Annotated in this window: 25 protein-coding genes and 1 pseudogene; 11 read left to right on the top strand and 15 right to left on the bottom strand. The window is 64.3% G+C overall.

What is annotated here, in order from left to right:
• Positions 1–8 precede the first annotated feature (8 nt).
• The 7 genes from OG338_RS13085 to OG338_RS13055 all read right to left on the bottom strand — a co-directional run bounded on the left by OG338_RS13085 (position 9) and on the right by OG338_RS13055 (position 4,513).
• Complete coding sequence (locus tag OG338_RS13085) at positions 9–422, bottom strand: NUDIX hydrolase (protein ID WP_124273699.1); 414 nt, start codon at positions 420–422, stop codon at positions 9–11.
• A 183-nt stretch (positions 423–605) separates the two neighbouring features.
• A complete protein-coding gene (locus OG338_RS13080; protein ID WP_405937506.1) occupies positions 606–980 on the bottom strand; it encodes a hypothetical protein in 375 nt (124 codons plus the stop codon).
• Positions 981–999: 19 nt separating this feature from the next.
• Positions 1,000–1,587, bottom strand: a complete 588-nt coding sequence (locus OG338_RS13075) for a class IV adenylate cyclase (RefSeq protein WP_405937505.1) — start codon at positions 1,585–1,587, stop codon at positions 1,000–1,002.
• Between the two features lie 11 nt (positions 1,588–1,598).
• Positions 1,599–2,261: a bifunctional 2-polyprenyl-6-hydroxyphenol methylase/3-demethylubiquinol 3-O-methyltransferase UbiG gene (locus OG338_RS13070; protein WP_007493476.1), complete on the bottom strand. Its 663-nt coding sequence runs from the start codon at positions 2,259–2,261 to the stop codon at positions 1,599–1,601.
• Positions 2,179–2,751: a hypothetical protein gene (locus OG338_RS13065; protein WP_405937504.1), complete on the bottom strand. Its 573-nt coding sequence runs from the start codon at positions 2,749–2,751 to the stop codon at positions 2,179–2,181. Before OG338_RS13065 ends, OG338_RS13070 begins: the two co-directional genes overlap by 83 nt.
• Positions 2,752–2,812: 61 nt before the next feature.
• A complete protein-coding gene (locus OG338_RS13060; RefSeq protein WP_405937503.1) occupies positions 2,813–3,715 on the bottom strand; it encodes a radical SAM protein in 903 nt (300 codons plus the stop codon).
• Positions 3,716–3,820: 105 nt separating this feature from the next.
• Positions 3,821–4,513: an HAD family hydrolase gene (locus OG338_RS13055; protein WP_392238782.1), complete on the bottom strand. Its 693-nt coding sequence runs from the start codon at positions 4,511–4,513 to the stop codon at positions 3,821–3,823.
• 96 nt (positions 4,514–4,609) lie between these two features.
• Here OG338_RS13055 and OG338_RS13050 point away from each other — a divergent pair, with 96 nt between their 5' ends.
• Positions 4,610–5,383 carry an XRE family transcriptional regulator gene (locus OG338_RS13050; RefSeq protein ID WP_392238781.1) on the top strand — a complete coding sequence of 258 codons (774 nt, stop codon included), beginning with the start codon at positions 4,610–4,612 and terminating at the stop codon, positions 5,381–5,383.
• Positions 5,370–5,837, top strand: a complete 468-nt coding sequence (locus OG338_RS13045) for an NUDIX hydrolase (RefSeq protein ID WP_128818220.1) — start codon at positions 5,370–5,372, stop codon at positions 5,835–5,837. The genes OG338_RS13050 and OG338_RS13045 overlap by 14 nt, the downstream gene beginning before the upstream one ends.
• On the opposite strand, the gene OG338_RS13040 is transcribed toward OG338_RS13045, so the two are convergent.
• Positions 5,825–6,388 (bottom strand): HD domain-containing protein, encoded by a 564-nt coding sequence (locus tag OG338_RS13040; protein WP_405937502.1) that lies wholly within the window; start codon positions 6,386–6,388, stop codon positions 5,825–5,827. The genes OG338_RS13045 and OG338_RS13040 overlap by 13 nt on opposite strands.
• A gap of 412 nt (positions 6,389–6,800) precedes the next feature.
• Here OG338_RS13040 and OG338_RS13035 point away from each other — a divergent pair, with 412 nt between their 5' ends.
• From OG338_RS13035 to OG338_RS13020, 4 genes are read left to right on the top strand one after another with little or no spacing between them, the layout of a single operon-like run.
• Complete coding sequence (locus OG338_RS13035) at positions 6,801–9,281, top strand: N-6 DNA methylase (protein WP_405937501.1); 2,481 nt, start codon at positions 6,801–6,803, stop codon at positions 9,279–9,281.
• A complete protein-coding gene (locus OG338_RS13030) occupies positions 9,274–10,497 on the top strand; it encodes a restriction endonuclease subunit S (protein WP_405937500.1) in 1,224 nt (407 codons plus the stop codon). The genes OG338_RS13035 and OG338_RS13030 overlap by 8 nt, the downstream gene beginning before the upstream one ends.
• 43 nt (positions 10,498–10,540) lie before the next feature.
• Positions 10,541–13,858, top strand: a complete 3,318-nt coding sequence (locus OG338_RS13025; protein WP_405937499.1) for a type I restriction endonuclease subunit R — start codon at positions 10,541–10,543, stop codon at positions 13,856–13,858.
• A 1-nt stretch (position 13,859) separates the two neighbouring features.
• Positions 13,860–14,597: a M48 family metallopeptidase gene (locus OG338_RS13020; RefSeq protein ID WP_405937498.1), complete on the top strand. Its 738-nt coding sequence runs from the start codon at positions 13,860–13,862 to the stop codon at positions 14,595–14,597.
• A 376-nt stretch (positions 14,598–14,973) separates the two neighbouring features.
• Here OG338_RS13020 and OG338_RS13015 read toward each other — a convergent pair whose 3' ends face one another.
• Genes OG338_RS13015 through OG338_RS13005 form a run of 3 tightly spaced genes read right to left on the bottom strand, consistent with a single transcriptional unit; the run spans position 14,974 to position 18,877 of the window.
• Positions 14,974–17,172, bottom strand: coding sequence for a hypothetical protein (locus OG338_RS13015; protein WP_405937497.1), 2,199 nt, complete (start codon positions 17,170–17,172; stop codon positions 14,974–14,976).
• The gene (locus OG338_RS13010; protein WP_405937496.1) at positions 17,172–18,014 is read right to left on the bottom strand and encodes a hypothetical protein; all 843 of its coding nucleotides are present in this window, start codon (positions 18,012–18,014) and stop codon (positions 17,172–17,174) included. The genes OG338_RS13015 and OG338_RS13010 overlap by 1 nt, the downstream gene beginning before the upstream one ends.
• A 20-nt stretch (positions 18,015–18,034) precedes the next feature.
• Entirely contained in the window at positions 18,035–18,877 is an 843-nt protein-coding gene (locus OG338_RS13005) for a vWA domain-containing protein (protein WP_405937495.1), read from the bottom strand.
• Between the two features lie 186 nt (positions 18,878–19,063).
• Between OG338_RS13005 and OG338_RS13000 the strand changes: the two are divergent.
• The 3 genes and pseudogenes from OG338_RS13000 to OG338_RS12990 form a co-directional block, all read left to right on the top strand.
• Positions 19,064–19,286: pseudogene (locus OG338_RS13000) on the top strand (Uma2 family endonuclease); the annotation flags it as partial.
• Positions 19,287–19,832: 546 nt separating this feature from the next.
• Positions 19,833–20,108, top strand: coding sequence for a hypothetical protein (locus OG338_RS12995; protein ID WP_405937494.1), 276 nt, complete (start codon positions 19,833–19,835; stop codon positions 20,106–20,108).
• Positions 20,109–20,205: 97 nt separating this feature from the next.
• Complete coding sequence (locus OG338_RS12990; protein WP_405937493.1) at positions 20,206–21,084, top strand: Scr1 family TA system antitoxin-like transcriptional regulator; 879 nt, start codon at positions 20,206–20,208, stop codon at positions 21,082–21,084.
• Between the two features lie 30 nt (positions 21,085–21,114).
• On the opposite strand, the gene dapF is transcribed toward OG338_RS12990, so the two are convergent.
• Both dapF and OG338_RS12980 read right to left on the bottom strand, forming a co-directional pair.
• Complete coding sequence (gene dapF / locus OG338_RS12985) at positions 21,115–22,002, bottom strand: diaminopimelate epimerase (RefSeq protein ID WP_405937492.1); 888 nt, start codon at positions 22,000–22,002, stop codon at positions 21,115–21,117.
• A complete protein-coding gene (locus OG338_RS12980; protein ID WP_405937491.1) occupies positions 21,999–22,253 on the bottom strand; it encodes a hypothetical protein in 255 nt (84 codons plus the stop codon). The genes dapF and OG338_RS12980 overlap by 4 nt, the downstream gene beginning before the upstream one ends.
• A 99-nt stretch (positions 22,254–22,352) precedes the next feature.
• Here OG338_RS12980 and OG338_RS12975 point away from each other — a divergent pair, with 99 nt between their 5' ends.
• Positions 22,353–23,108, top strand: coding sequence for a GntR family transcriptional regulator (locus OG338_RS12975; RefSeq protein WP_405937490.1), 756 nt, complete (start codon positions 22,353–22,355; stop codon positions 23,106–23,108).
• A gap of 81 nt (positions 23,109–23,189) precedes the next feature.
• Positions 23,190–24,065 (top strand): hypothetical protein, encoded by an 876-nt coding sequence (locus OG338_RS12970; protein WP_405937489.1) that lies wholly within the window; start codon positions 23,190–23,192, stop codon positions 24,063–24,065.
• 43 nt (positions 24,066–24,108) lie between these two features.
• On the opposite strand, the gene OG338_RS12965 is transcribed toward OG338_RS12970, so the two are convergent.
• On the bottom strand, positions 24,109–25,161 hold the full coding sequence (locus tag OG338_RS12965; protein ID WP_405937488.1) for a fatty acid desaturase: 1,053 nt from the start codon (positions 25,159–25,161) through the stop codon (positions 24,109–24,111).
• A 143-nt stretch (positions 25,162–25,304) separates the two neighbouring features.
• The gene (locus tag OG338_RS12960; protein ID WP_405937487.1) at positions 25,305–25,685 is read right to left on the bottom strand and encodes a hypothetical protein; all 381 of its coding nucleotides are present in this window, start codon (positions 25,683–25,685) and stop codon (positions 25,305–25,307) included.
• Positions 25,686–25,705: the final 20 nt, after the last annotated feature.

The raw sequence follows: 25,705 nt of genomic DNA, 5'->3' as shown, positions 1-25,705 counted from the left end.
GAGCGGTCTTATGCGGACAAGGCACCGTCGAGGTAGTCCTGCACCGGCTCGAACAGCCCGTACGGCACGTACTCCGGGATGTCGCCCAGGGTGACCCAGGCAAGCTCGGCAAGCTCCTCGGTATCGGCGACGTGAGCCGTGCCGCCCAGGATCTGGCAGGCGGTGTAGGACATGAAGCGGCCCGACTTGGGGTGAACGCGCTCGCCGAGCAGCTTGACCGCCTCAACGGTCAGCCCTGTCTCTTCCCGGGTCTCCCGTACGGCGGCGGCCTCGCGCCCTTCGCCGGGCTCGACCTCCCCGGCGGGGAACTGCCAGGAGAGCTGCCCCTCGCTCACCCGGCGGCGGACCATGAGCACGCGGCCGTCGTGAACGACGATGGCGGCGGCGATGCCCGGCTGCTTGTCCGTGGCCTGCTGCGTCACGACTGCTCCTCCAAGAGGCCCAGGATGGCAGGGAAGACCGTATCGGTGGACGTGAAACGGTCGCTGTGTTGTCAGGCTGTTCGTCTCGGGGCTTCCGCCGAAGGCACGCACGCCAATGACCCGCCCCGGCCACGGGCTTTCGCTGCGGGGGACAGCGAGCGCCAGCGTGACCGGGGCAGGGGCTTAATTACGGCGGAAGAGCCTGCTCTGGCCCCGATGCCTGCCGGTTCTCCTACCGGAGGTCGACTGCCCCACCTCGGCGGATTCGCTTGGCCGGGTGGAGCCAGCCGGGCGGTTCTCGTTGAAGAAGGATTGCCAGACCCGTTCCTGCAGCTCGCCGATGCAGGCGCCGCACGCGTACATCGGGGCTTGGGCCCCGGCGACTTTGGCGGGACCGATCCACAGGACGCGCGTCCGCCGCTGCCCGCAGTAGAGCCAGCAGGGGCCGTCGACCCACTCGTTGCCGTCGTCGGTGGCCGCCGGTGAGGGCAGTCCTCCCCGGGCGAACTCGGCGATCCCGGGGATCACCCTGTGCTGTAGGGCGACTTCCGTCAGCATCGCTCGTCTCCCTCCCCGATCAACGGTCCTGGGCCGTGGGAGAAGCGTCCTTCTGCTTCCCAGCTTCGGAGAACAGGAGCGTGGGTTCGGCGAGGATGTCGCGGCCGGACTCGCTCTTGTAGATCTCGTCGACGCTGCCGAACCGGGCCTCGGAGTAGTCGAGGTCCAGCAGTGCGGCGGCTTGGCGTACCGATGCCTCGTCGGGTCCTTCGATCTCCAGGAAGGTGGAGAGGTCGGGCCAGGTGTCGAAGTCGAAGGCGACTTCGCCCAGGCGCCATTCCTCGCGGTAGTTCTCCTGGTACCTAACCTCGGTGAGGCCGACCCGGCGCAGGATGTCGGCCATGGCGTGCAGGTCGGTGACCTCGGTCTCGATCTCCTTGGTGCCGTCGATCGTCGTGGCGTCGGTGACCTGCTTGAGCGTGAGCGTCGAGCGGGTGCCCTCGTCCCGCAGGCGGATCCAGGCTCCGCCGTCGAGGGAGTCGTTCTCGAAGATCTTGCGGGTGAGGAGCGTGCGGGGGAATGCCTGGACCGCATTGAGGGCGCTCAGTTTGTTCTGGAGGTCGGCGACGTCGACGGTCAGGAACTTCGCCTCGTATTCGTGCTTCATGGGGTCTTCTCTCAGAAGTGGTCGGTGAGGGTGGACGTCCGGGCCGCGAGCAGGAGGCCCATGCGGTGGGTGTGGTCGTGCAACTGACCGACGTGGGCGCGTTCCGTGAACTCGGTGGTGCGCAGGGTGAGCAAGACCTCCCAGTCGCCGATGAAGTGGGGGTGAAGACGTTCCGGGGAGGTGTAGTGCTCGATCATGTGGTGGCGTCTTTCGACGGGCATCATGAACTCCGCGCCGAACATGCCGCCTGGGCGGACCAGGCGCTGCATGCGGTCGACGAACTCGCCGAGCGGGCGGTGGTGGTTGGCACTGTAGTGCCACGAGCAGCTCGTCCAGACCGCGTCGCACTGCAGGCCCAGGGGCTCGCCGTCCAGGAAGTCGTCCTCAACGACCTCTACGCGTTCGTGGAGCTCTTCGAGCTTCAGTCGATCGATCAGTCCCAACGCGTGGGCCTGGCTGTCACCCGGGAGGTGGACGTCGCCCCCGTGGAGGGCTACCGCGTCGCGTTCGATGGCGACGACGCGGTAGCCGGCGGCGGCGAGGGGCAGGACGAACTTGCCGTCGCTCGCGCCGACCACGGCGACGGTGGCATCAGGGGCGACGCGTTCCCGCAGCGTGGCGAGGAACTGCGGGAAGAACGTGAGGGTGTGCTCCCACAGGCTCTGAGTCTGCATGGGGGTGCGCTCCTTGCGTCTCGGTATCCATGATCACTCGGAGGACCTCGTCGGGGCTGCGCCCCGTGGTGTCGACGCGATGCATCGGGAACGATGCGTAGGCGTCCGTCACTCGGTCCGTAGCGGTCTCGATCAGTGAGTCCCACCGCGACACCGGCTTGTTCCGCCCCGCGAGTCGACGCTGTCTCTCGTTGTCGTCGCAGACGAGGTAGTACGTAGCGGGTGTCGGCAGCCAGCTCGGCAGGGTGATACCGAGTTGTGCCCCCAGGGCCCGGTGAGTGGTGAGGCACCGGGCGAAGTAGCTCTCGACGACGACCGGGACGCCGGCGTCGAGGTAGTGCTGGATCTCCTCGGCCGCGGTGAACAGGCCCGAGAGGTAGAAGCACATCCGTGCCTCTACGTTCGTCCGCTCGTCCAGCGCCTGTCTGAGCGGCTGGTAGGGCAGCGGGACGGTAGCGACGAGGACGGCCTGCCGGGCAGCGGCGAGCATGGGCGCCAGGGTGGATTTGCCGGTGCCGCGTAATCCCTCCAGGCTCTCGAAGCGTGGGTGATCAGGCACGGCCATACACCACGTCCGGTACCGCGAGGGTGAGTTCGTCGACGGACGAGGGCTTGTGGACGATGCGTCCTGCCGCCTTCTCGTACCAGAAGGCGTGCGCGTCCTTGCCCACGGCCTTGCAGGACATGGTCAGCGCACCGCGCGGGTCGACCTCGATGCGGTCGATTTCGCGAGGACCGTCGGAGGGGGCGCACACCTGTGGGGCACCGTCCTCGGAGAGGTCCTCGTCGACGATCACCTCCAAGGGCAGATCGGCTGATGCCAGCTCGTCCCGGAGCCGGCCGTAGGCGGAAGGGGAGGTGACCAGCAGCTCGGGATGATCGGCGGCGTTGCCGACCGGACGCAGGTGGTGGAGCTTGAGCTGCCGGACCCCGAGTTCCGCCAAGGCCCGTCCGAGGGGCAGGACTTCGGCGATGTTCCGCGAGGTGACGGTCATGGTCGCACCGGTCGGAACGCCGAGATCCCGAGCCAGCCGGAGCGCCTCCAGGGCGCTCTGGTAGCTGCCCTGCTTTCGGATGCCGTCGTTGGTCGACCCGACGCCCTCCAGCGAAACCCTGAGCAGGTCCAGGGAGGGGGCGATCTCGGTCAGACGGCGCTCGATCCGGTACCCGTTGGTGCAGATCTCGACGCGCAGGCCCAATTCCTCTTTGGCGTGGCGGACGACCTGCGCGAGGTCCCGGTGGACGGAGGGCTCTCCGCCGAGCAGTGTCACGGCCTCGGTGCCGTACTGGTCCCGCATCAGGGTGAGGAGATCCGCGGCTTCGTCGACGGTGAAGGCGTCGGCGTACTGGAGCCGCTTGCCGTGGAAGCAGTGCAGGCACGTGAAGTTGCAGCGGTAGAGCAGCTGCAGGTACAGCATGCGGATCTTCTTGATCCCGGTGACTTCCTCGATCACGTCGGCTCCTTCGGCTGGTTGCCTGTTGGGAGCCTGATAGTGGCCTTCTGCTCGGGGACCTCGACACCGCGTTCGGGGACGGTCCAAGGACGTCCTGGGACGTTTTCAGTGACCTGCGAAGGACTCCAGGATGCCAAGGACACGCTTCGTGTCCGACAGGTCGGGCAGGACTTCGACGGCTCCGGCGGCGGTCAGTTCCTCCTGGGTGTGGATGCCGGAGGCGACAGCTAGGACGCCGGAGCCTGTGGTCAGAGCCGCTTCCACGTCACGAGGGGTGTCCCCCACGAGGAAGGTGGGAATGTGGGCCGGAACACCATGAAGCCGCTGTGCGCGCTCGCGGGCGACAGCGACCAGGTGGGGGCGGAGCTCCGCGTCCGCTCCGTAGGCGCCGACCGGTAGATCAAGCAGGGAGTCGAGGCCGAACGCGGCAAGCTTCACACGGGCGTTGGCGGCGACATTGCCGGTGAGGACTGAGGAGACCCAACCGGTCTGAGCCGAGGCGGCTTTCAGGGCGTCGTGCACACCGGGCAGGGCGGTCCCGCGCCTGCGCAGCTCCTCCAGGCGCGCTTCCCCTGCCTGGGCGAGTGCTGCTTCGATGAGGTGCCAGTCGGGCACGGGTAGCCCTTCGCGGGCGAACATGTCGCGCATGATCAGACGATCCGTACGCCCCTCAGTTCGCGCTGGCTCCGTGGGCTCCCGACCTGAGAGGGCACGAAAGGCAGCGGCGTAGATCTCCTTGCTGACCCCCGAGTTCTCGATGAGGGTGTGGTCGATGTCCCACAGAACGAAGAGCTCCATGCCGCCAGAGTAGGCAGTCCGCGAGGTTCCACTACAACGGACTGCGTCCCAAAACGTCCTTGCGCGATCACGCGCCGTGCCGATTCGATGGCTGCTGTGAACAACCGACTGCGCACTGTGCTCGGCCAACGCGGCGTCTCGCCCGATGCACTCGCCGAGATCTGCGAGGTAGATCCCAAGACGGTCAGTCGATGGCTGGGCGGACGGATTCCCCATGCACGGCACCGGTTCCGCGTCGCGCGACACCTGCGCGTCGAAGAGACCTTTCTCTGGCCCGAGCCGTCCAAGCGTCCAGGCCGACCGAGGGACGGGTTAGGCACTGAGCTGGTCGGCACCTACCAGAACCGGGCCAGCGTGCCCCGGGACGTATGGCTCGCACTGCTGCGAGAGGCGCGGCACGAGATCGGCGTCCTCGTCTTCTCCGGCACCTTCTTTGCCCAGTCCAACCCCCACGTCGCCAAGATGCTCTCCGAACGCGCCGCCGACGGCGTGCGGGTGCGCCTGTGCTTTGGCGATCCCGGTGGACAGGCAGTCGCCGTACGGGGCCGCGAGGAGGGAATCGGCGACACCCTCGCCGCTAAGATCCGCGCCTCACTGACGTACTACCGACCGCTGCTGGGCGAGACCGGGTGCGGCGTACGACTCCACGACACCACCCTCTACACGTCCATGTTCCGCTACGACGACAACCTGCTCGTCAACCCACACATCTGGGGTCAACCGGCCAGCGCCAACCCCCTCCTGCACCTCAAGAGGGCAGGCGATACAGGGTGGTTCGACAACTACGCTGAAAGCTTCGACGCCGTCTGGGCCGCAGCGAGACAATGGGCACCCGACCAGGAGAGGACCGCCGACCATGGGCAGGACTGAGTACTACAACGACCCCTCTGCCCCGAAGGCGAACACCCTCATCCCGGCCAGCAACCTGCTCGTCGCCGACGAGACGGGAGCCATCCTCCTCCAGCGGCGCCGCGACACCGGCCAGTGGGCACTCCCCGGCGGAGCCCAGGACATCGGCGAGACCGCGGCCGAGTGCGCGGTGCGCGAGTGCTTGGAGGAGACCGGGATCATCGCGGAGCTCACCGGGTTCCTCGGCGTCTACACCAACCCGAACCACATCGTCGCGTACACCGACGGCGAGATCCGCCAGCAGTACGAGAACACCTACATCGGCCGACCCGTCGGCGGAGTGCCCACGATCAACGACGAGGCCGACGGCGTCCGCTTCGTCCAGCCGACCGACCTCGACCAGTACGACATCCACCCGAGCATGCGCCAGCAGATCGGGGACTACCTCGCCGGCACCTACCCTTACCTCGGCTGAGCCGTCAGTGCTGCTTCCACCCGCTCCACGGAGGCAAAGATCTCCGGAGCCGCCCGGCGGATGAACCGCCCGACCACGCTGTCGTCCCCGTAACGGCTGCGGATCTCCGCGACCCGGTCCTGCGCGGTGGTTCGGTCGCCGTCGGGCGTGGTCGTCATGTCGCAGTACACGAGGGCGTCCACCAGCAGCGGCTCCTCCAGCAAGGGGAACTCGCTCGCGAGCTCCTCCCTCAGCCCTCGTTCCTCGGCCTCCAGCAATGCGAACGAGTGGTTCGCAACCAACCGCGCTAGTCGCTCATCAGCACCGTGACCATCACGGAGAAACCGGGCTCCGTCGAGTGGGTGGAATCCTGTTGCGGCCAGCCGGGGTGCGTAACCCACGTCATGGAGCACGGCAGATGCCGTCAACAGGTAAGCGTCCTTCCCTAAGATCCGCCCGATCTCGGCTGCCCGGGCTGCGACTCCCTGGCTATGCGACCACCGGCGAGGAAGAGCATCAGCGAGCTCTGCCTCTGCGACCCGCCTGGACCAGTCCACTGTCACCTCGTTCATGGCCCACTACTGCCCTGAAGGAGCGGCTGCCAGTCGTACGGGGTCTTGTCTCTGGGCGAGGCCATTTCCGAGAGCCTCAAAGAGTCATTCGCGAGGCGCTTCGAGCTACTTTGACGATGTCAGCCGGCGCGTAGAACGTCGATAGTCCTGTTACTAACCGACTACTCACTGTCGATCAAAGCAGGCTGGCGTGCACGACGACGCCCCTTCATGCACGCCAGGTGCTTCCAGCCCCGAGCAGCCGTCGCGGCTCTGACGTCCGCGGTCATGGCGCATCGCAAGGGATCGTTGCGGGATGATGACGTCTAGCGTTGTCAGTGCGAAGCGGTAGCACTGCAGCGATAGATCGCACACGGAGCAGCAGGCTGGTCTCTTCGACCTGCGGAGATCAGATTATGAGAAGGAGGCTCGGGTGGCACGGCTGACCCTGCCCCAGTTGGAGCGGCACCTGTTCGCGGCGGCGGACATCTTGCGGGGCAAAATGGATGCGGCGCAGTACCAGGAGTACATCTTCGGGATGCTGTTCCTTAAGCGCGCCTCCGATCAGTTCGATGTCGTCCGTGCCGAGGTCATCGAGCAGCGGCTGCGTGCCGGCGACTCCCAGAGCCGGGCGGAGATGGTCGCTGAGGCGAAGGGGTACTACCCCAGTAACCAGTTCTTCGTGCCCGAGCGTGCCCGGTGGTCGTACATTGCTGATCATGCCCGCGAGGCGAACCCCGGTGACCTGCTAAACAAGGCGCTCGGCGAGTTGGAGGATCACAACTCGCTTGCCCTCGGCGGTGTCCTGGATCACATCGACTTCACCCGTAAAGTCGGCAACTCCCCGCTCAGTGCTACCGCGGTGCGGGATCTGATCGACCACTTCGGCCGCTACCAGCTGCGCAACGAGGACTTCGAGTTTCCTGACCTCCTCGGTCATGCCTACGAATACCTCATCGGCGAGTTCGCGGATGAGGGCGGCAAGAAGGGCGGGCAGTTCTACACGCCCCGCTCCGTGATCCGCATGATGGTCCGCCTAGTGGAGCCCCGGGAGGGCCAGTCGGTCTATGACCCGTGCTGCGGCTCCGGCGGCATGTTGATCCTGGCCAAGGAGTACGTCGAGGAGCACGGTCTGGACGCTTCGACACTTGCTGTATACGGGCAGGAGGAGAACGGGAGCGCGTGGGCGATGGCCCGGATGAACATGCTCCTCCACGGCATGACTGGCGAGGGCGTCGCCCACGGCGACACTCTCGCCGACCCCAAGCACGAGGATGCACAGGGCGAACTTCTTCGCTTCGACCGTGTCCTCACCAACCCGCCCTTCGCGCAGAACTACAAGCGTAAGGGCATGCCGCACCCCGAGCGGATGGCATACGGCTGGGCGCCAGAGTCGGGTAAGAAGGCTGACCTGATGTTCATCCAGCACGTGCTGACCGTGCTGGAGCCGGACGGCGTCGCGGCCTCGGTCATGCCGCACGGCGTGCTTTTCCGGGGCAATGAGGAAGCCAAGATCCGCCAGCGGATGATCGAGGAGTACCGCCTGGAGGCGGTGATTGGTGTCGGCCCGAACATCTTCTACGGCACGGGTATCCCTGCATGCATCCTTGTTTTGCGCGGCTCGAATGGATTGCCTGAGGATAAGCGAGACGGCGTGCTTTTCATCAACGCCGACCGCGAGTTCGCGCCGGGACGTGCCCAGAACACCGTCGACCCACAGCATGACGAGAAGATCGTCACTGCCTTCCGCGAACGGAAGAACATCGATGGATTCGCGCGGGTCGTCCCATTCGAGGAATTGAGGGGTAACGACTACAACCTCAATATCCGCCGATATGTCGATAATGCTCCGCCGCCCGAACCGCAGGACGTGAGGGCACACCTGCATGGTGGTGTACCTAAGACCGAAATTGTGGCGAAAGCTGAACTTTTCAGGGCATATGGCATTGATTTGACGAAGCTTTTCAAAGAGCGGGATGCCGGCTACTGCGACTTTCCTGATGCTGGGTATGAGATGACAGCCGCTGAAATCCCGGAGCTCGCTGCTCCGCGCGAGCGTAAGCTCGGGGAGGCGTACGAGACATGGTGGGGCGCACATGTGAAACATCTTGTGGCGCTCGGGAGGCAGCCTGATCTTGTCTCGGATAAGAGCGGCGAGCTGATGAAGACGCGTGAGGAACTGCTAACGACCTTTACACGGGATCTACTTTCGGTGGGTGTACTCAACCGCTTCCAACTCTCTGGCGTGATCGCGGCCTGGTGGTTCGAAGTTCAGTACGACCTAAAGAGCCTGGTTGGACAAGGTTTTCGAGGCGTCGTTGAGCGTTGGGTAGCCAACATTGAGTCGGCCTTCGAGGAACCGGAAGACGCGGATGCCAAGACGCTGGCGCGGCTGCGAGCTGATCAGCGAAAGGCGAGGGGGCATCGACTGGTGCCAGCCTTGATTCCAGCATATGTGGTGCAACTGGAGGCTGCGGAAGCTCTAGTTATCGAACTGGACGGGCGAATTAAGACCGGTACGCCGAGCAAGACACCTGGGGGCGACGATGAGGGCGCCGAGCTAGAACAGGAAGCGGAAGAGATCCTCAGCGCAGCGGAGCTGCGCAACCTTAAGGCCGAGTTGAAGTCTGCTAAGGCGAAAGTGAAGGAACTTAAGGCGATCTTCGTCGACGAGTTGAAGACGGCGTCGGAGCGGCTTACGGCAGAAGAGGCTGAGCAGACGGTCCTGACCTTCCTGGATGCAGACCTCCGGTCAAGGATGGACCGCTTCGTGGCAGCAGGCAGGCAGGAACTGGTCGCTTCCTACCGCAACTGGGGTAGCAAGTATGCAGTGACACTCGTGAACCTGGAGCAGCAGCGTGACACTGCTGCTGAGCGGTTGGCGGGATTCCTGAAGGAGCTTGGTTATGCGTGAATCCGACGTTGCGACAGAGTTCAGCGGCTGGACTAGGCGGAACCTCCGCAGCATCTCCTCGCGTATCGCACAGCGAAATGTGGGAAACAATCGAAACGTATTGACAATCTCGGCAAGATTCGGCCTGGTGAGTCAAGAAGAGTTTTTTAATCGGCAGGTAGCAAGCGCGGATCTCTCACAGTACTTCAAGCTCGAGCGAGGTGATTTCGCCTACAATAAGAGCTACTCTGCAGGATATTCGGCTGGAGTCGTGCGGAGGCTTGAGCTTTATGAAACTGGGGTTGTCTCGCCGCTTTATATCTGCTTCAGAGTGGATCCCGCTGTCGCAGATCCTGGCTTTATTGAGCACTATTTCGAGTCGGGCATCTTGAACGGCGCGATCCTCAATATCGCCAAGGAAGGGGTTCGGAACCACGGTCTCCTTAATGTGAAGGTCGGGGATTTTTTCGCCCTTGATCTCGATCTCCCTGAGCTGGATGAGCAACTCCGAATCGCAGAGATTCTTGATGAAGTGAATCGCGTCAAGCGATCTCACCAAAGGGTACTGGATAAGCTCTCGTTGGTGCGGACAGAGCTTATTCGGCATGCTATGACGGAAGGCGTTGTGCGTAGCCGTGCAACTCTAGGCGAATTGTCTGACCTGATTGTTGACGGGGTGCACCATACTCCGACCTATCGCGATTCTGGTGTTCCTTTTGTTACGGTCGAGAATTTGACGAGGGGGGCTGGGATCTCCCTGGTTCCGGTTCGTTATATTTCGAGAGAGGATCACGTAGACTTCTGTCGTCGAGCGTCCCCGTCTCCTGGAGACATCCTTGTTTCCAAGGATGGCACGCTGGGTGTGGCGCGCGTTGTGCCTGCGGGGCTACCTGAGTTTAGTATTTTCGTTTCCGTGGCGCTAATTCGGCCCAAGCGCTCTCTGTTGAATTCTCGGTATGGGTGCATGTTCTTCGAGTCGCCTGAATTCTTCAGTCAACTTCGACGACTTTCTTCCGGGACTGGGCTTAATCATATCCACCTAAGGGATTTTCGAAAGTTTGAACTGGATGTTCCTGGGTTGGATGCGCAGGAAGAGTGGTCCTTCAGGCTAAAAGGGGTCGATAATTCGATCCAAAAAGAGCAGGAATTGCTCCTTAAGGTCGAAAAGATCGGTCAAAGCCTGGTCGATGATCTCCTCGCTGGCCGTGTGCGTGTTCCTGTCGGTGGTGAGCGGTAGCCTCGGTTGACCGGGTGACGCGCTGGGGGAGACGGAGAGCATCGTGTCGGAGTCGGGGCTGGAGTACGTACTCGTCGAGGAGCCGCTCATCGCGCAGCTCGTGGCGATGGGGTGGCGGCACGAGCGGGGCAGCGTGACCGGTACAGAGGAGCCGAAGGACCCTCGAACCTCGCTCCGTGGCTCCTTCGCGGAGCCGGTTCTCGAGCGAGTCCTGCGACGCAAGCTGCGGCAGTTGAACTTGGACTCGGGCGGTAGCGCATGGCTGGATGCGGCACGCACTACACAGGCAGTAAATGCGTTGACGCGGCTCCCCTCGACCACTCTTCTAGAAGCCAATACTGTCTCGACCGACCTTCTCCTGACCGGCACCACGGTCGACGGGCTGCCTGGCTGGGACAGCGGCCGCGACCAGCGGGTGCAGTACGTCGACTGGACGTACCCGGAGCGGAACGACTTCCTGATCGTCTCGCAGTTCCGCATGGATGTGCCCGGGACGTCCGGCCAGAAGTCCGTTGTCCCTGACCTCGTCCTGTTCGTCAATGGCATCCCGCTCGTAGTCATCGAGTGCAAGAAGCCTGGCATGCACGGAGGTTCCCTCCCGCAGGCGATCGACCAGTTGCGCCGCTATGCCAACCAGCGCGGGGCCAAGACGCACAGCGAGGGCAGCGAACCGCTCTTCCGGACCGTTCAGCTCACCATGGCGACCACAGGCGACAAGGCGATGCTTGGCACGTACACCTCGCACGCCGACCACTACTCGGTGTGGCGCGACCCGTACCCCCTGACCCAGGCTGATCTCGCCACTGAGCTCGGCAAGAACAAAGATGCTCTGTGGGCACAGGAGATTCTTGCTGCGGGCGTACTGCGACCGGCTCAGCTGCTCGACATAGTGAAGAACTTCGTCGTCTTCATGGACGTTGCCACCAACGACGGTGGCACCCGCCGGGTGAAGATTGCCCCCCGCTATCAGCAGTACCGGGCCGTCAACCGTGCTGTGCAGCGCCTACTGACCGGCAAGACCAAGCGGCAGGATGGCAAGGACGACCGACGGGGCGGGATCGTATGGCACACACAGGGGTCCGGAAAGTCGCTGACCATGGTGTTCCTGGTGCGCAAGATGAGGTCAACGCCTGGGTTGAGTCAGTTCAAGATCGTGCTGGTCACAGACCGGACCCAGTTGCAGACCCAGCTGTCAAACACGGCGGCACTCACCGGCGAGAAGCCTGACGTAGTGAAGCGCTCGGTCGGCGTACCGGCTGCGCTACGTAAGGAGGGTGCCGGCATGGCCTTCGTCATGCTCCAGAAGCAGGTAGATGCCTCCAAGGTGAAGCAGGCTGCCGCGGCGGATGCTCTTACACACGACCGGGCCGTCGGCTGGGGGCAGCTCAACGACAGTGAGTCGGTGTTGATCCTGGTGGACGAGGCCCACCGCTCCCATGGCTCCAAGCTGCACCAAAACTTGATGGAGTCCCTTCCGAACGCTGTCCGGATCGGCTTCACGGGAACGCCGATCATCATGCGGGCGAAGAACCGAACCACAGATATCTTCGGTGCGTTCATCGATCAGTACCGGCTCGCCGATGCCGAAGAGGACGGTGCGATCGTTCCGATTGTCTACGAGGGCCGGATCGCCAAGGCCGCCATCGCGGACGCCGAGGACCTTGATGACGCCTTCGCCTCGTACTTCCCCGAATTGACCGAGGAGGAGTACGACAAGCTCCAGCAGCGGTATGCCACGACCAGTGATGTACTCAGCGCTGACAGCCTGATCCTGAAAAAAGCCCGGGACATGCTGGCCCACTACGTCTCTAACGTGATGCCGAACGGTTTCAAGGGACAGGTCGTTGCCCACTCTCGGAAGGTTGCCGTCCGGTACCGCGACGCATTGCTCCGCGCTCGGGATGAGCTGGTCGCCGAGGCCGAAAAGCTGTCGCCCGTGCTCTTGGAGAAGCCAGCCGAGCGGCTCACAGCCAAGCAGGCGATCGCTGTTGCCGCGCACCGGCAGATGGCACTGCTCAGGGCCATCGACTTCGTGCCAGTCATCTCGGGTGACAACAACAACGACGAGTGCACAGCTCAGTGGACTGACGAGAAGGGGCACGAGGACGTAGTCGAGCGGTTCCGTAAGGCATTTCCCGACAAACTGGCCAACGGGGAGAAGCCGGTTGCGTTCCTGATCGTTCGCACCATGCTCCTCACCGGCTTCGACGCCCCAATCGAGCAGGTGATGTACCTGGACAGGCGGATCAAGGAAGCGGATCTACTCCAGGCTATCGCCCGGGTTAATCGCACCGCTGACGGCAAGGCTGCCGGATTCGTAGTGGATTATGCAGGTATCTCCAAGTACCTCCAGGCGGCTATGGACGCGTATGCTGCCGAAGACGCTGAAGGGGCACCTACCGATTTCAGTGCCGAGATCGCCAGGCTGGAGCCGCGACGCAACCGCCTGCGGATGCTGTTCACGGAGCAGGGTGTCACGCCGGCTGGCGACAAGCAGACCCTCGAGGAGTGCGTCCAACTCCTCGCAGACGACGAGTTGCGTAGTCAGTTCGACAGCGCGCTGCGGAAGTTCCTCACCACTGTCGAGATGGTGATGCCCCGGCAGGAGGCGAAGCCCTACCTCGCTGACGCCCGGCTGTATGCGGAAATCAGCACCTGGGCGCGGTCTCGCTACCAGGACACGAGTGACTTCGACGCATCCCTGTACGGCGAGAAAGTCCGCGAACTCATCAACCAGCACATCACTGCCCTGGGGGTGAAGCAGGTTATACCGCCGCGGCAGCTTACGGCGGGAGATTTCTCCGACAAAGTCGAGGCGCTGCCTGGTGCGAAGGCGCAGGCGTCGACGATGGAGCATGCGATCCGCCGCCACATCGAGGTGCACCTGGGAGAGGATCCCGCTGAGTACACCAAGCTGCGGGAGCGGTTGGAAGAGATTCTTCGGGATTATGCTGACCAGTGGGACCAGCAGGTGCTGCTCTTCAAGGAACTGACAGCCAAGGTTATCGCTGTCCATGAGGGAACCGGCGATCATGGGGATCAGAGGCTTGCAGCTCTGTCTCCTCTGGAGCGGGCTCTTTATGGAGAGATGGTGTCGGAGGCGATCACCGAGGGCGTCCTGACGGACGAGGCCCACAACCGCCTTATCCGTGCGGCGGGCAAGATCGAAGAGGAGGCGGTGAAGCACGTGCGCAAGAAGAACTTTTGGTCCAACCCTGTGGCCCAGGGCGACCTGAGGTCGGCCGTCTTCCGCCTTCTCATTGATCTCGATGTGGCAGATCCTTCACAGGTTGACCACCTCGCCGACAGCATGCTCGACATCCTCGGTCACCATCGCCATGCGCTCCAGAGGAGTAGCTGAGGTGGCCGCGGCCACGGAGGCGGAACAACTAGGCCCGGTTCGCGCTGGCCCACTGCAGGTCGGCCGGCTGGAGATCGACGTAGTGGTGGTGCCAGACCGCAACAGTGTGCGGCTGATGGTGGAACGCGATGCGCGCATTACGGCAACTGTTCCGGCTGGGATAGACGTCGCTCTATTGGTCTCTGCTGTCAAGGGCCGACGGCGATGGATCTACGACAAGCTGGACGAGCGCACGGGCGAGGCAGCCATCCGGCCCGTGAAGGAGTTCGTCACAGGTGAAGGCTTCAACTACCTGGGGCGCAGCTACCGGTTGAAGCTGGTTGACGACGCCCGGGCGCCGGTCCGACTGGTTCGAGGCCGATTCATGATGTGTCGAGACGACTTGGACCGCGCGGAGGACGAACTCATTGCCTGGTACCGCAGCCGTGGTCGGGCCTGGCTACCAGCTCGGGCTAAACCTTGGGTGCAACGGATGCGTTCGCCCGTGCAAGACATCGTCGTACGGAGGCTTGGGTATCGCTGGGGGTCATGCAACCGGGACGGTGGCGTGAACATCCACTGGGCCGTGATGCAGTTGCCACCGAGCCTGGTCGACTACGTCTTGGTGCATGAGCTCGCTCACTTGCACCGAAAAGATCATTCCAAGGAGTTCTGGGCCGTTGTAGCCCGAGCCATGCCGGACTACAAGGTGAGGCGTGCCGAGTTGGACAAGCTGGGTGCGACGCTGTGGCTTCCATAGGAGCGCGGGGCTCTGCGGGTTTGACGCGGGCCAGCGCGTGAGCGCTGCGTGAGCGGACTGGGTGGCACGAGCGCGGACCAGGCGGCACGGTGATCACTGCTGCAAGCCTCTGATCAGAGGAAACGGGATTCTGCGACACTCGCCAGCACCAGCCACGATGATCTTGCGCGCCCTCGTAATGCGTAGGTCTCGGGTTCGAATCCCGAAGGCGGCTCAGAGAAAGGCCAGGTCAGATACCAGCTGACTTGGCCTTTTTGCTTTCCCATGACGTTTCGGAGCACGCAGCGGCCGGGGGTGGGTGGTCCGTGCTTGAGCATGCGTGAGCGAAGGACTGCCAGTCGTTGGACGCCAGGTCCAGCGCAAGGCGACCAGCCGGTCAGTGGCCCCTCGCGACGAAGCGAAGGTAGCTGCGCAGGCCGAAGGCGCGGCGGTGTTCCGTGCTCGCGGTGGCGAGCTGGGAGACCACCAGGTCGTGGGTTCTGGCGGCGTCGGCGAGTCGGGTCTGGCGCTGGAGCAGCACTGCGCGCTGACGTTGCGTGGCCGTCTGGTGCTGTTGCTTCTCTTTGTTGATTTGCTGCTGGCGGGTGGTGATGCGTTGCTGGAGCTGCTCGCGCTCCCGACGAGCAGCTCCCTCGGCCTGAGCGATCTCCGCTTCGTGGCGCTTCTTCTCGGCAGCGAACTGCTGGCGGATCGTGGTTCGGTCCTTGGCACTCACGCTGGTGGGAGCCGACTGCCGGGCCCGTTGCTCCAGTGATGCCCGCCAGCTTTCCAGCGCGCGCGCCCGCACCTCGCCGACACCCGGAACCTTGACCTGCTGGCCGTTAGGCCGGATGAGGTACGCGTCACGGTTGCTGTACCGGCCGGTCTGTACATACCGGACCCTCGTAAAGTCGGCGGCCGTATGAATGCCGGCGGTGGTCAGAGCCGTGACCGTCCCGCTGCTGATGTTCGAGAGCTTTTTGACCTCCTGGATGGAAGCCCGACGAAGCTTGTCCTGGATGTGCGCCGTGATCGCTGATGTCAACGCCGTGTCCAGTTGCTTCTGCTCCTTGGATGCCAGTCCGCTCAGCGTGGCCCTCAGGTTGTTGGTTTTCTGGTTGAGGACGATGGCGATCCGGGACTGACCGTCACGTAGCTCGGCTTGGAGGTCCTTGATCTGCTGGTTGATCTGTACATCCCGGTTCGCGCCGGCCAGGTCCAGGGCTTCGATCTCCTGGCGCATCTTCTGCCCCTCCGCCACAGGGGCCGCCAAGGATTCCACCCGCTGCTGGAGCGCCCGCAGCCGGGACTTGGATGCCCGGGCCTCGGGGTGGGAGCTCCGAGCGACCTGGAGGGCGCCGCCGGATGCGAGCAGAGTTCCCAGCTGTGCGACGGCCATGTAGCCGCTCGGCAGCACGCTCAGCGCGGTCAGTGCGGCTGGCACGGCGGACCCGGCCAGGGCGAAGATCCCGGAGAAAACGTCTGCGGGGCGTCGGCGAGCAAAGCCTGTAGCGGTGGTTGAGCCCGAACTCCCGTGGTTTCCCGTAGGGGCGTTCCGATGCGGTGGCATGTGGCCCGCGAGCCAGATGGGGGTTCCACCTGCCGGAGCTGCGGCAGGGGCCGGACGTTGGGCTGGGACGGAAGCAGGGACCGCTGCCACGGTCGCGGAGAGCGAGGGGACCGCGTGGGCGTTCGCAGCGAGCAGCCTGTGCGTCTGCGCTGCCAGCGCCTGAAGGGCTGGGTCTGGATGGGTCAGCAGCAGACTCCAGGCCATGGAGGACTGTGGTTCCTGAAAATCGTCCTCTTTCAGAATCAGGAACTCTCCTTCGTCGTCGTGCAGCTGGTCCCAGATGCTGGGGTCAGTGGCGATCGCGACCAGGGCGAGGTAGATGATCCAGGACGAAAAACGGTCCATCGTGGGGCCGAAGTCCGAGCTTGTGCGGTTCGGGGACTGGTAGTTGCGATGACCGCTCTCCGTTGCTCCTTGACCCTTGAACGCGGGCACGTACATTCCGTCGTAGTCGACGAGGCGGAGTGTGCCGTCGGCTGCGACCAGAAGATTGCCGTGCTGGAGGTCGCCGTGAGCGATACCGAGCTTCTCCAGGTCGGCGGTCAGTGCCGCGAACCGCTCGGCGATGCCGAGGACGGCCCCCGTGTTCCGGATGTTCCGGCCGATCCATGTGATCAGGTTGGTGCCTTCTACCCAAGCCATCTTCAGGGTTGGGTACCACTGACCGGCGACAAGGACGCCACGCGGCAGATACTCGAGGCTGACGGGCCACGGTTGGGACAGCTTGGTGTGCTTGAGGCCGGAGAGCTGCTTGCTGATGGCCTGGTAGCGCGCTTCCAGAGTGCTGCTGTCGCGAGTGAAGCACTTCAGCGCATACCGCTGCCCGTCGGGTGCGGTGATGGAGAAGACGCTTGCGAAGTTCCCGGAGATCGCCTTCGGCCCCAGCACGGGGCTCTGCTGGACAGACCCGCTCTTGAGGTCCGGGTCCTCGAAACAGAGCGTGGGGTTCTGGAGGGCTTCCACGTAGTTCGCGCCGGTCGGGAATCTACGTCCGGTGACAGGTTTGCCAGCGCGGGAGACCGCCATTACCCCTCCGTCTTCACCCGCATGCGAATGAGGGCTACGTCGTCGTTGCGCATCCGGGACTTGTCGCGCTCGCTTCGGACCCACTCGGTGAAAAGCTCGTGGTCCAGGTCGGCAAGATTTCCGAGCTGTTTTCCTGCTCCGCCCGAATCGATTTCAGGGTGCGACAGCAGCCATGCGGCCAGCGCATCGGTTGCCAGCAGCAGCTCGTCACCCGTGTGTAGCTCGCCGGTTGCGGTCGACACCCGGTCAGTGATCAGTCCGGCGTCCCGGTTACGGCTGCCGAGCAGCTGAGGGGTGATCCCGAAGCCGTGGCTGTCCGTGATGGGGAAAGAGGCGACCAGCCGGTCATCGCGGAGATGGAAGAGACAACTGTCGCCGAGGGCGAAAGCTCTCCAGGTCCAGCAGCGCACAGCTCCGGAGGCTTCTGGGACGGCCGGTGCCCGCATGTGGACGGCTATCAGCGTGGCGAAGGCCCCTTTGTCCAAGCCCGGCTGTTCGTACCAGGTGATTGGCCGGCCGCGTGCAGCCCGCTCCGCCTGATAGTCCGAGATGTAGCCGTCCCACTGGTCGACGGTGCGGGCCAGGAGGTCCTCGACGAATGCCTCGGACAGGCCGTCCTCCTGGCCCCCTGGTTCTTCGTCGGCAGTCGCCATCGACACGACGGCGCCGTGTACCAGCTGCCTGGCCCATGCTCCGGCGAGCAGACTCTCTGATGCCCCGTCGGACACGGCGGCGAAGAGTGAACTCGCGTCGGGTGACAGTGAGATATCGATGGCGTCCTCGCACTCATCCGGGGAGCTGCCCGTCTTGGGAACGAGGAAGCGCTGGACATCGAGGGACATTGAGGAAGCGCCCATGCTGTTCAGCGAAGTTCCGTGGCACGCGTACCGATGTCGAGGAACTCGATGATGGAGGTGATGTCGGCGTTGTAGACGAAGCCGCGTGTGGCTTCGCTGACCCGGTGGCCCTGCGAAGCGGCGTAAGAAAGCATGTGACTGGGCAGCACACTCGACATGTGGAAGAGCAGCCGGGAGTAGGTGTCGGGGAGGTCGCCTTCGCTGTCCGGGAACGTGACGGGCGTACCGCTCGCCCCTGACACGTGCAGGTTGAAGAGGAGCACCGACCCGTCGGCGGTGGCGTGCGAGGCGAGCCCGATGGCCGCGCTGGTGGGATCGCCGTCAGTGGACTCGCCATCGGTCAAGTTGAGGACGATGGGAGGGAAGCCGCCCGGGTGCTCGTCGACCCACCGGGCGACAAGGGAGTCGGCGTAGCCAAGGGCGCGAGTCATTGGGGTGCCGCCGTTGGTGACCGGGTCCATCCACACGGGGAACTGCACGGTCGTCTCCACAAGGCCGCCGGCACCGTCCGGCACCTTCTTCGTACGGCTCTCCAGTCGGGCAGGGTTGTTCGCGATCTCGCTCAGCGGTACGAGGTCACGCCCGGCGAGCGCGCCGGTGAAGGCGGAGCCGATCTGAGTGTGGCCGTAGCCGATCACCGCGACGTGGAAGTAGTCGCGGACACCCTCTTCCTTTGCGCACTTGACCGACAACTCGGTCAGCAGCCGGTTGATGGCATCCGATACGACCTGGGCGCGCCGCTGGGCCATTTCGCCGCTGCCGATGGGGTCACTCATGGATGCGGACTGGTCCACGAGGAAGATGAAGCAGCCAGGATTGGTGCGGCTGATTTCGGCGGTGTACGGCATCTTGGCGACCCGGCTCCTCTTGCACGACGGGGGCCCGACACCACGGCATGGATGTGTCCGGAAACCTGACCCCCCAGGGAGATCGATCGTAGCGCCACTGTGCCGCTCAGCGATCGGAATTGGAAGAGATCGGCCGCCGTCCCTTCACGGCGGAGCAGTACGACTCCTGGCCCGAGGAGCGGTGTGCCGGGATCGGAGACCACCGACCGGATCGTGAAGACGGACCAGTACGCCAAGTCCGGTATCGCCTTCTACTGGAGGGTTGAGCAGGCGGCGCCCGGCGTCCCCCTCGTGTAACACATACGTCCTCGACCCTGCTACCAGGGTCTATTGGGACGGAGGCGTGTTCACCGGGGCAACCAAGGTCTCGGCGCCCTTTGCGGTCGAGGTCGACCTCAGCACGATCTGACCTTCTTCTGAGGGTGACCCGGTTTGCGTGAGCGGACTGGACGGCACCAGGGTGGACCCAGCGTCATGACGATCACGGTCGGATGTCGCTGACCTGGGGAAACGGGGTTCTGCGGCCTGGTGCTCCCGGTCATGTGCCGGCGGGATGCAGGCGCGGGTGTCGTCGTTCTCGCGCTCGGCTCGTCTCATGGACCGCGTTGAGACTCCGATCGGCAGGAGTGTGCGCGGTCAGGTGTCGTTCCAGTCCGTGACACGCCTGCACGTAAATCGAACGAATGATCGTGCTGGGCCAGTGCGGTGGGCGTTCAAGCGTGGGCGGTGAGGGAGTCGGACTTCCGTGGGATTATATTCGCATCCAAGATGAAATCACCTGAAAGGCTGATTTGACTCGCAAATCTATGCATTCCGGGCGCTTATTCGGGAAGTCGCTGAAAGTTTGAATGCACTTCGGTGGTGGTCCTGAAATTTTTGACGGAAGCACTCGCTGGACGTTCGCGCGGGGAACGCTTAGCTCCGGAATGAAGTCGCCACTATTAGGGAGGACCCTGTGGCCCTGCATGAGTTGTGCCGAGACCCGGAGAGTCAGGTCAATCAGAGCCCCACGCTCTACTACGACGACAGGACGAAGACGTATCTTCTGCAGTCGTGGAAGGTGACTGATTTCGAGCGGCTGTTGCCGATTGCTGTCCCTGAGCACGAGACCGTGGTGGAGTTTCCCGCGCGGCTTCTGCCGCTCTTTCCTGATGGTTCGGCGGGGGAGATCCGCTGCGTCTGTCACCGCGAGGGCGAAGTGAAGCAATCCGAGGGAACCGCTGAGGTGTAGCGGTTCGCCGGCCGCTTGCGCAGGGTGAGGCTGGGGCAACAGGTGTGTCCGGCAAGGGCACTGGCCATGGGCGGCTCGTGTTGGACACACTGCCTGCATGCCTGAGGTGTCTGAGTTCAAGAAGGAAGCGCTGCGGGAGCTTGGGCGCCGACTGCGGGAAGTCCGCCTGGGGGCGGGGTTGCAGTCGGCCGAGCTTGCGCGGAGGGTTGGCTGGAGCGCATCGAAGTGCAGCCGGATCGAGTCCGGGATGCGCACCAGTACGACGCCGGATGATGTGGCCAAGTACCTGGGAGGATGCGGCGCGGAGGATCGGTTCGACGAGATCTGCGGGTTCTTGCGTGAGGCCCAGGAGCGTTTCCGTGAGTGGTCGGACGTGGAGCGGCTGGGACTGAATTCCGCCCAGCAGTCCATCGCGCCCCTTTGGGAATCGACTCGTCAGTTTCGGGCCTATTCGAGCTGGGTAATTCCTGGGCCGCTACAGACTCGCGAGTATTCACGTATCATTCTGGACTCCCTGCGAGAGAGACGGGGTTTGCTGGATGACGTCGACCTCGCTGCAACGCGGCGGGAACATGTGCAGAAGTATCTGTCCGATAGAAGTAAGAGTTTCGATCTAATTGTTGAGGAATCTGTCCTGCGTCGTGGGTTCGGAGACCCGCAGGCTTCCATCAACCAGTTGCTCCATCTGCTTGAGGTGATGCAAACACGAAAGGTGCAGTTCGGTATTATTCCGGCGCGACGTGATGTGTATGACCGCAGCACGGTCTGGCCGGCGGAGGACTTCTGGATCTTTGACGATTCCCGGGTGAAGTTGGAGCTCGTCTCTTCGACCGTCGATCTGACCACCCGGTACGACCTGAAGCAGTACGGCAAGGTATTCACACTTCTACAGGCACAGGCCACATACGGCACCCAGGCAGCCGAGATCGTCAAGGCGGTCCTGTCGACGGCCGTCAGCCACTGGCGAGAGGTGTAACCGGCCCTGGCCGCCACTCTGTGGTGAGCCTCAGTCCTCGGAGCCCGCCTGCGCCACTGCGTGTTCGGAGTCCGGGGTCGCCAGAGTGAGGAGTCCGCTGACGGTCAGGGCGGTGGGACCGGTCAGTGTGCAGGTGCCGTCGGGCTGAATACGGACGCGGAGCGTGCCGCCGGGCGCGTCGACGCGATACGTGTCGTCGGACGGCCGGATGCCGGCCCGGTGGGCGGCGATGGCCGCGGCACAGGCTCCGGTGCCACAGGCAGGAGTTTCGCCAACTCCGCGCTCGTGGACCCGAAGCGCCAGATGGCCGGGGGCCAGGATGCGAACGAACTCGACGGTGATGCCTTGTGGTGGAAGCGGAACTACGGTCGGCGGAGATGTGAGGGAGCCAGGGTGGTCAAGGTCGTCCACAAAGACGACGGCGTGCGGATTTCCGACGTCTACATACAGTGCGGGCCAGGAACCCTGTCCGGCGGTGACGGCCAAAGCGTCGCTGGGCAGGGGCAGATGAGGCCGGCCCATGTGGACGGTGACCTCCCCCGAAGGGCCGGATTCCGTGATGCTGACGGAACGCAGACCGGCGCGGGTGGCGAGAGTGAGACGGCCTGGCGGGCTGTGGTGATGATGGGTGAGGTGGCGGGTGAGGACGCGGATACCGTTGCCGCACATCCCGCCGAGGCTTCCATCGGCGTTGCGGTAGTCCATGAACCACGTCGCCTGCCCGGCATACCGACGAGCCTCAGGTGAACGGCCGCACAGGACGGCACGCAGGATGCCATCGGCTCCGATGCCGGTCCTCCGGTCGCACAGCTGCGATATCACCGCCGGCGTGAGGGCGAGCTGATTGCCGGGGTCGTGGAGGACGAGGAAATCGTTGCCGGCGCCGTTTCCCTTGGTGAAGGGGATGCGAGGCGTCATGCCGTCGCGGGTGCGTCGAAATGGGTCCAGGCCGTCTGACCGTCTGGAGTGCTGGCCAGCCCGTAGGTGCTGCCCAGGTCGAGAACGGCCAGGAGGTCGTCCCAGAGGTCGGCGGGAACCGACGCGACGTTCACTTCCAGGCGAATCGTCCCGTCCGCTTCGCTCTGCATGCGGGGCGTACTCCGGGCCAGATCCTTCAGGGCCTCGTAGGCGCGCAGAACATCGGAAGGTTGGTCGACTGCATCTGGCATCGTCCCTCCGATCACCGTCCGGGTTTTTGGTTAACCAGATTTTAGCCGATGGGCTAAATTGTCAACCCCGTGAATTTGACCTTGCATCTGAGGAGCAGCATGGGTGCATCCGGATCGGCGCGTCCGGCCCCCTACCTGCACATCGCGCGACTACTGCGCGACCGTGTCGTGAGTGGTGTGTGGAACGTCGGTGACCGGCTCCCCTCGCGTGCGGCGCTCAGCGCGGAATTCGGAGTCGGCGACAACGTCGTGCGTCGTGCTCAGGAAACCCTTATCGCAGAGGGACTGCTGGAAGGCCGAGCGGGGTCCGGAACCTACGTCCGCATGCCTCGCAGGCGTGGAGTGCTGAGCCGTACGACTTCGGGTTCAAGATCGCCTGCCCCCGCCGGATTCACCGGAACCTGGGAGGCACGCAGCATCGCAAAAGTACCGGCGGGTCCGGAGGCCGCGGTCCGTCTCGGCATCGGACACAGCGACCTGTGCGTGGTCACCATGTACGAATTCCTCACGGACTCCCAGCCCGTGCTCCTGGCCACCTCCTACGAGCCGATGACCGTGACCGGCGGCAGCATCGTGGTCCTGCCCGAGGGCGGCCCTCTCGCCGGACACGGCGTCGTCGCGCGCATGGGGCATCTGGGCATCACGATCACCCGCATCGTCGAAGTCCCGCGCCCCACCCGGCTGGACCGCGGCCAGGCACACATGCTCGGCCTGGCCACCGGTGCCCAGGCCACGCTCATCGAACGCACCCACTACGCCGACGACGGCCGGGCAGTGGAGTCCGCCGACTGGGTCGTGCCGGGCGACCTGTGGGACATCACCTACACCATCGCGCCGAACCCGCTCGTCACCTGAGGGCTTATCGCCCAACCGGGGGTGGGACGAGGCAGGGGCGCGACAACGTACTGAGGGGGAACCATGGCCCAACGGCCTGGCATGCTGACCCGGATCATCGACGTGCTCAACAGCAACGCCATGGGCGCCTTGATCGGCATCGCCTCCCTGGCCGCTCCCGCCGTCGCCTGGGCTGTCGATCACGTCAATCTGAAGCTGATCGTCATCCTGCAAACGGTTCTGATCCTGATACTCCTCGCGGGGCGCCTGTGGTCGGCCAAGACGCACATCCGGCTACGCCGGACGAACAGCATCGAGGCCATGGACGAGCCCTCGTACTACGACGCGATCCGCTCGGCGCTGGAGACGTCATTGGCCTCCGCCTACCGGCGGATCGCGGACGGCTATCTCAGCATCCACGGGGCCGAGGTGCCACGGACGTCGGTCATGCTCATCGACGCCCTCGTGGAGACGGGCATACAGCCCCAGCGGATCCTTGCCGTCGACCGCACGACCAACCCTTCCCTGCTCACCCAGCGCCGCGAGTACCTCGACGCCAACCGCCGTTTCCTCGCGGCCGACGGTCGCATCAATCGCTTGTTCGTCGTACGGCGCGAGCACCTTGTCGACCGGGACTTCGCCCGCGATCTCCTCGCCCTGATCAACCAGCACCGGCAACTCGGCGTCATCTGCGGCTTGGCCGTACGCGAACATCTCAGGCACGAAGAAACCGTCGACACGGTGGTGTTCGCGCACGCGGCCGTGCTGATTGAGGACGAGCAGGGCGACGCGGCCTACACAGAGGGTCGTTCGACCGTCCTTTTCAAAGGCATCGATACCTACGTCGGCCACTTCACCCGTGCCTGGGAGCACGGCATGGGAGCGCCCAACGCCCTGCGCACCTACGAGAACACGTTCAGCCGGCTTCTGGAATCCTGGGACCCGCAGGAGGCCGCCGCCACTGTCGACGGTCTTTGAGTGCGGTCGGAACCGCCACCGGACCGGGCACGATACGGGGGTGTCACAGGTTCCTGCTGCCGCCCGCCGGCCCTCCTGAAGCCAGGGCCGGGGGCGTACCCACAGTTCGGGCCAGCGCGCGGCGATGGCGGGCGAGCAGCGAGTCGGCTCCGATCAGGAGAGCCGGCGGCGTGCAGTGGGGTGGCGCGAGCCCTCGCTCCACCGCCGGAAGGTAGTTCCACCGCACGGCCGGGTGCGCGGAGTGTGCGTAATGGTGCAGGTCACCGTAGGGAAGCCAGGTAACCGCTGCCACAGCCGACATCACGGCGCTCTCCGGGTACAGACGCAGACAACGCCCCGCCTCTATCTCGGTCCTGTTCCCAGTGCGCCGCTCGGGATCGAACCAGGTGTGCTCCCCCAGCAGCGACAGCCAGGCGAACTGCGGGTACAGCCACAGCCGGGGAACGACCAGCCCCGCCACCAGCCCGAGCCAACCCCCCACCGCGTACGCGGCCATCGCTGTCACGAGGACCGCAGCTGCACGCCCCGGACCGGCGAGGGCCCGTCCCATGCCGGTGAGCGTGCCCCACAGGCCACGGGCGGTCAGTGGGAAGACCGCCGCACGTGTCACGGCACCCTTTCCCGCCCCTTGCACCAACCCGGCGAACCTCAACTCCTCGAAGTTCGGGTCGACTCCGCGGACCGTCGCGTTCGGATGATGATCACGTACATGCCGGGTCCTGCGCTGCCCCACCGGTCCCAGCGCCATCGGTAGATGTACGAAGACCTCTGCCAGTAGCACGTTGGCCCGCCGGCCGCGGGCCAGGACGCCATGCACCGCGAAGTGGCTGATCTCCTGTAGGTGCCTGAAGTGAACACCGACCGCCACCGCGGTGAGAGCGGCCAATACCGGTTCGGCATCGGCCAGGAGCCACCAGCCGACTATCTGTATCCACTCCCCGAGCAGCAGAAGCGCCGGTGCCCAAGCCGTCGCACGGGATCTCTGTAACGCCATTGCCTCGGCAGCTGTGAGCGCCGCCGGCCTGCGCAAGTGACGGAGACGGTCGACCTGTCGAAGAAGGAGTCCGACGACAATCAGGGCGATGGCGGCAGGCATGAGTGACCCTTGGCGGAGAGGCAACAGAGAACACGGAGAGTGTATTTAGTGCACTAGGTCAAGGGGAGGGCGCGGGAGTGGCCAGGGGGACAGCGTCCTTGCGTATGTGCCGGCGGACCGTGGCGATGCCGACGCGGAAACCTTCAGTTGAAGATCGCGAATGCGATTGAAGCGAGCAGGTAGGGCACGGGGAGGGCGGCCGAGGCGGCGAGCCAGCGCCGCCGAGGGCGACCGGTGCCGGCGGGGAACAGAACGTCAACAGCGAGGACGAGCAGCAGTCCCAGTCCGCCGATGAGGACCACGCTTGCCCTGTGCCAGCCGGTTGCCTCGATTGTTCTCGCATCCCCGCAGTCGGATCCGTAACCCTCGGTGTTCAGGGCACACGCTCGGTATGTCGTGAGAAGCAGCTGTGCCGAATACAGCGGGATCACAGCGGGAATTCCGAGCAGAAAGTTGATCACGGCGGGGGTGAGGAGTTTCCAGCGGCTTTTCTGGGGAGGGATGGTGCTTTCCTGAGTTGCCATGGTTATCAGTCCTTGCGCGG

This window comes from Streptomyces sp. NBC_00726 (genome assembly GCF_045161735.1).
Lineage (GTDB): Bacteria > Actinomycetota > Actinomycetes > Streptomycetales > Streptomycetaceae > Streptomyces.
This window is presented reverse-complemented; position numbering and strand designations above follow the sequence as displayed.

Coding starts and splice junctions, on each gene's coding strand:
- OG338_RS13080 (WP_405937506.1), bottom strand. CDS start 980: ATGCTGACGGAAGTCGCCCTACAGCACAGGGTGATCCCCGGGATCGCC.
- OG338_RS13075 (WP_405937505.1), bottom strand. CDS start 1,587: ATGAAGCACGAATACGAGGCGAAGTTCCTGACCGTCGACGTCGCCGAC.
- OG338_RS13070 (WP_007493476.1), bottom strand. CDS start 2,261: ATGCAGACTCAGAGCCTGTGGGAGCACACCCTCACGTTCTTCCCGCAG.
- OG338_RS13065 (WP_405937504.1), bottom strand. CDS start 2,751: ATGCTCGCCGCTGCCCGGCAGGCCGTCCTCGTCGCTACCGTCCCGCTG.
- OG338_RS13055 (WP_392238782.1), bottom strand. CDS start 4,513: ATGGAGCTCTTCGTTCTGTGGGACATCGACCACACCCTCATCGAGAAC.
- OG338_RS13045 (WP_128818220.1), top strand. CDS start 5,370: ATGGGCAGGACTGAGTACTACAACGACCCCTCTGCCCCGAAGGCGAAC.
- OG338_RS13040 (WP_405937502.1), bottom strand. CDS start 6,388: ATGAACGAGGTGACAGTGGACTGGTCCAGGCGGGTCGCAGAGGCAGAG.
- OG338_RS13030 (WP_405937500.1), top strand. CDS start 9,274: ATGCGTGAATCCGACGTTGCGACAGAGTTCAGCGGCTGGACTAGGCGG.
- OG338_RS13015 (WP_405937497.1), bottom strand. CDS start 17,172: ATGGCGGTCTCCCGCGCTGGCAAACCTGTCACCGGACGTAGATTCCCG.
- OG338_RS13010 (WP_405937496.1), bottom strand. CDS start 18,014: ATGTCCCTCGATGTCCAGCGCTTCCTCGTTCCCAAGACGGGCAGCTCC.
- OG338_RS13005 (WP_405937495.1), bottom strand. CDS start 18,877: ATGCCGTACACCGCCGAAATCAGCCGCACCAATCCTGGCTGCTTCATC.
- OG338_RS12990 (WP_405937493.1), top strand. CDS start 20,206: ATGCCTGAGGTGTCTGAGTTCAAGAAGGAAGCGCTGCGGGAGCTTGGG.
- dapF (WP_405937492.1), bottom strand. CDS start 22,002: ATGACGCCTCGCATCCCCTTCACCAAGGGAAACGGCGCCGGCAACGAT.
- OG338_RS12980 (WP_405937491.1), bottom strand. CDS start 22,253: ATGCCAGATGCAGTCGACCAACCTTCCGATGTTCTGCGCGCCTACGAG.
- OG338_RS12975 (WP_405937490.1), top strand. CDS start 22,353: ATGGGTGCATCCGGATCGGCGCGTCCGGCCCCCTACCTGCACATCGCG.
- OG338_RS12970 (WP_405937489.1), top strand. CDS start 23,190: ATGCTGACCCGGATCATCGACGTGCTCAACAGCAACGCCATGGGCGCC.
- OG338_RS12965 (WP_405937488.1), bottom strand. CDS start 25,161: ATGCCTGCCGCCATCGCCCTGATTGTCGTCGGACTCCTTCTTCGACAG.
- OG338_RS12960 (WP_405937487.1), bottom strand. CDS start 25,685: ATGGCAACTCAGGAAAGCACCATCCCTCCCCAGAAAAGCCGCTGGAAA.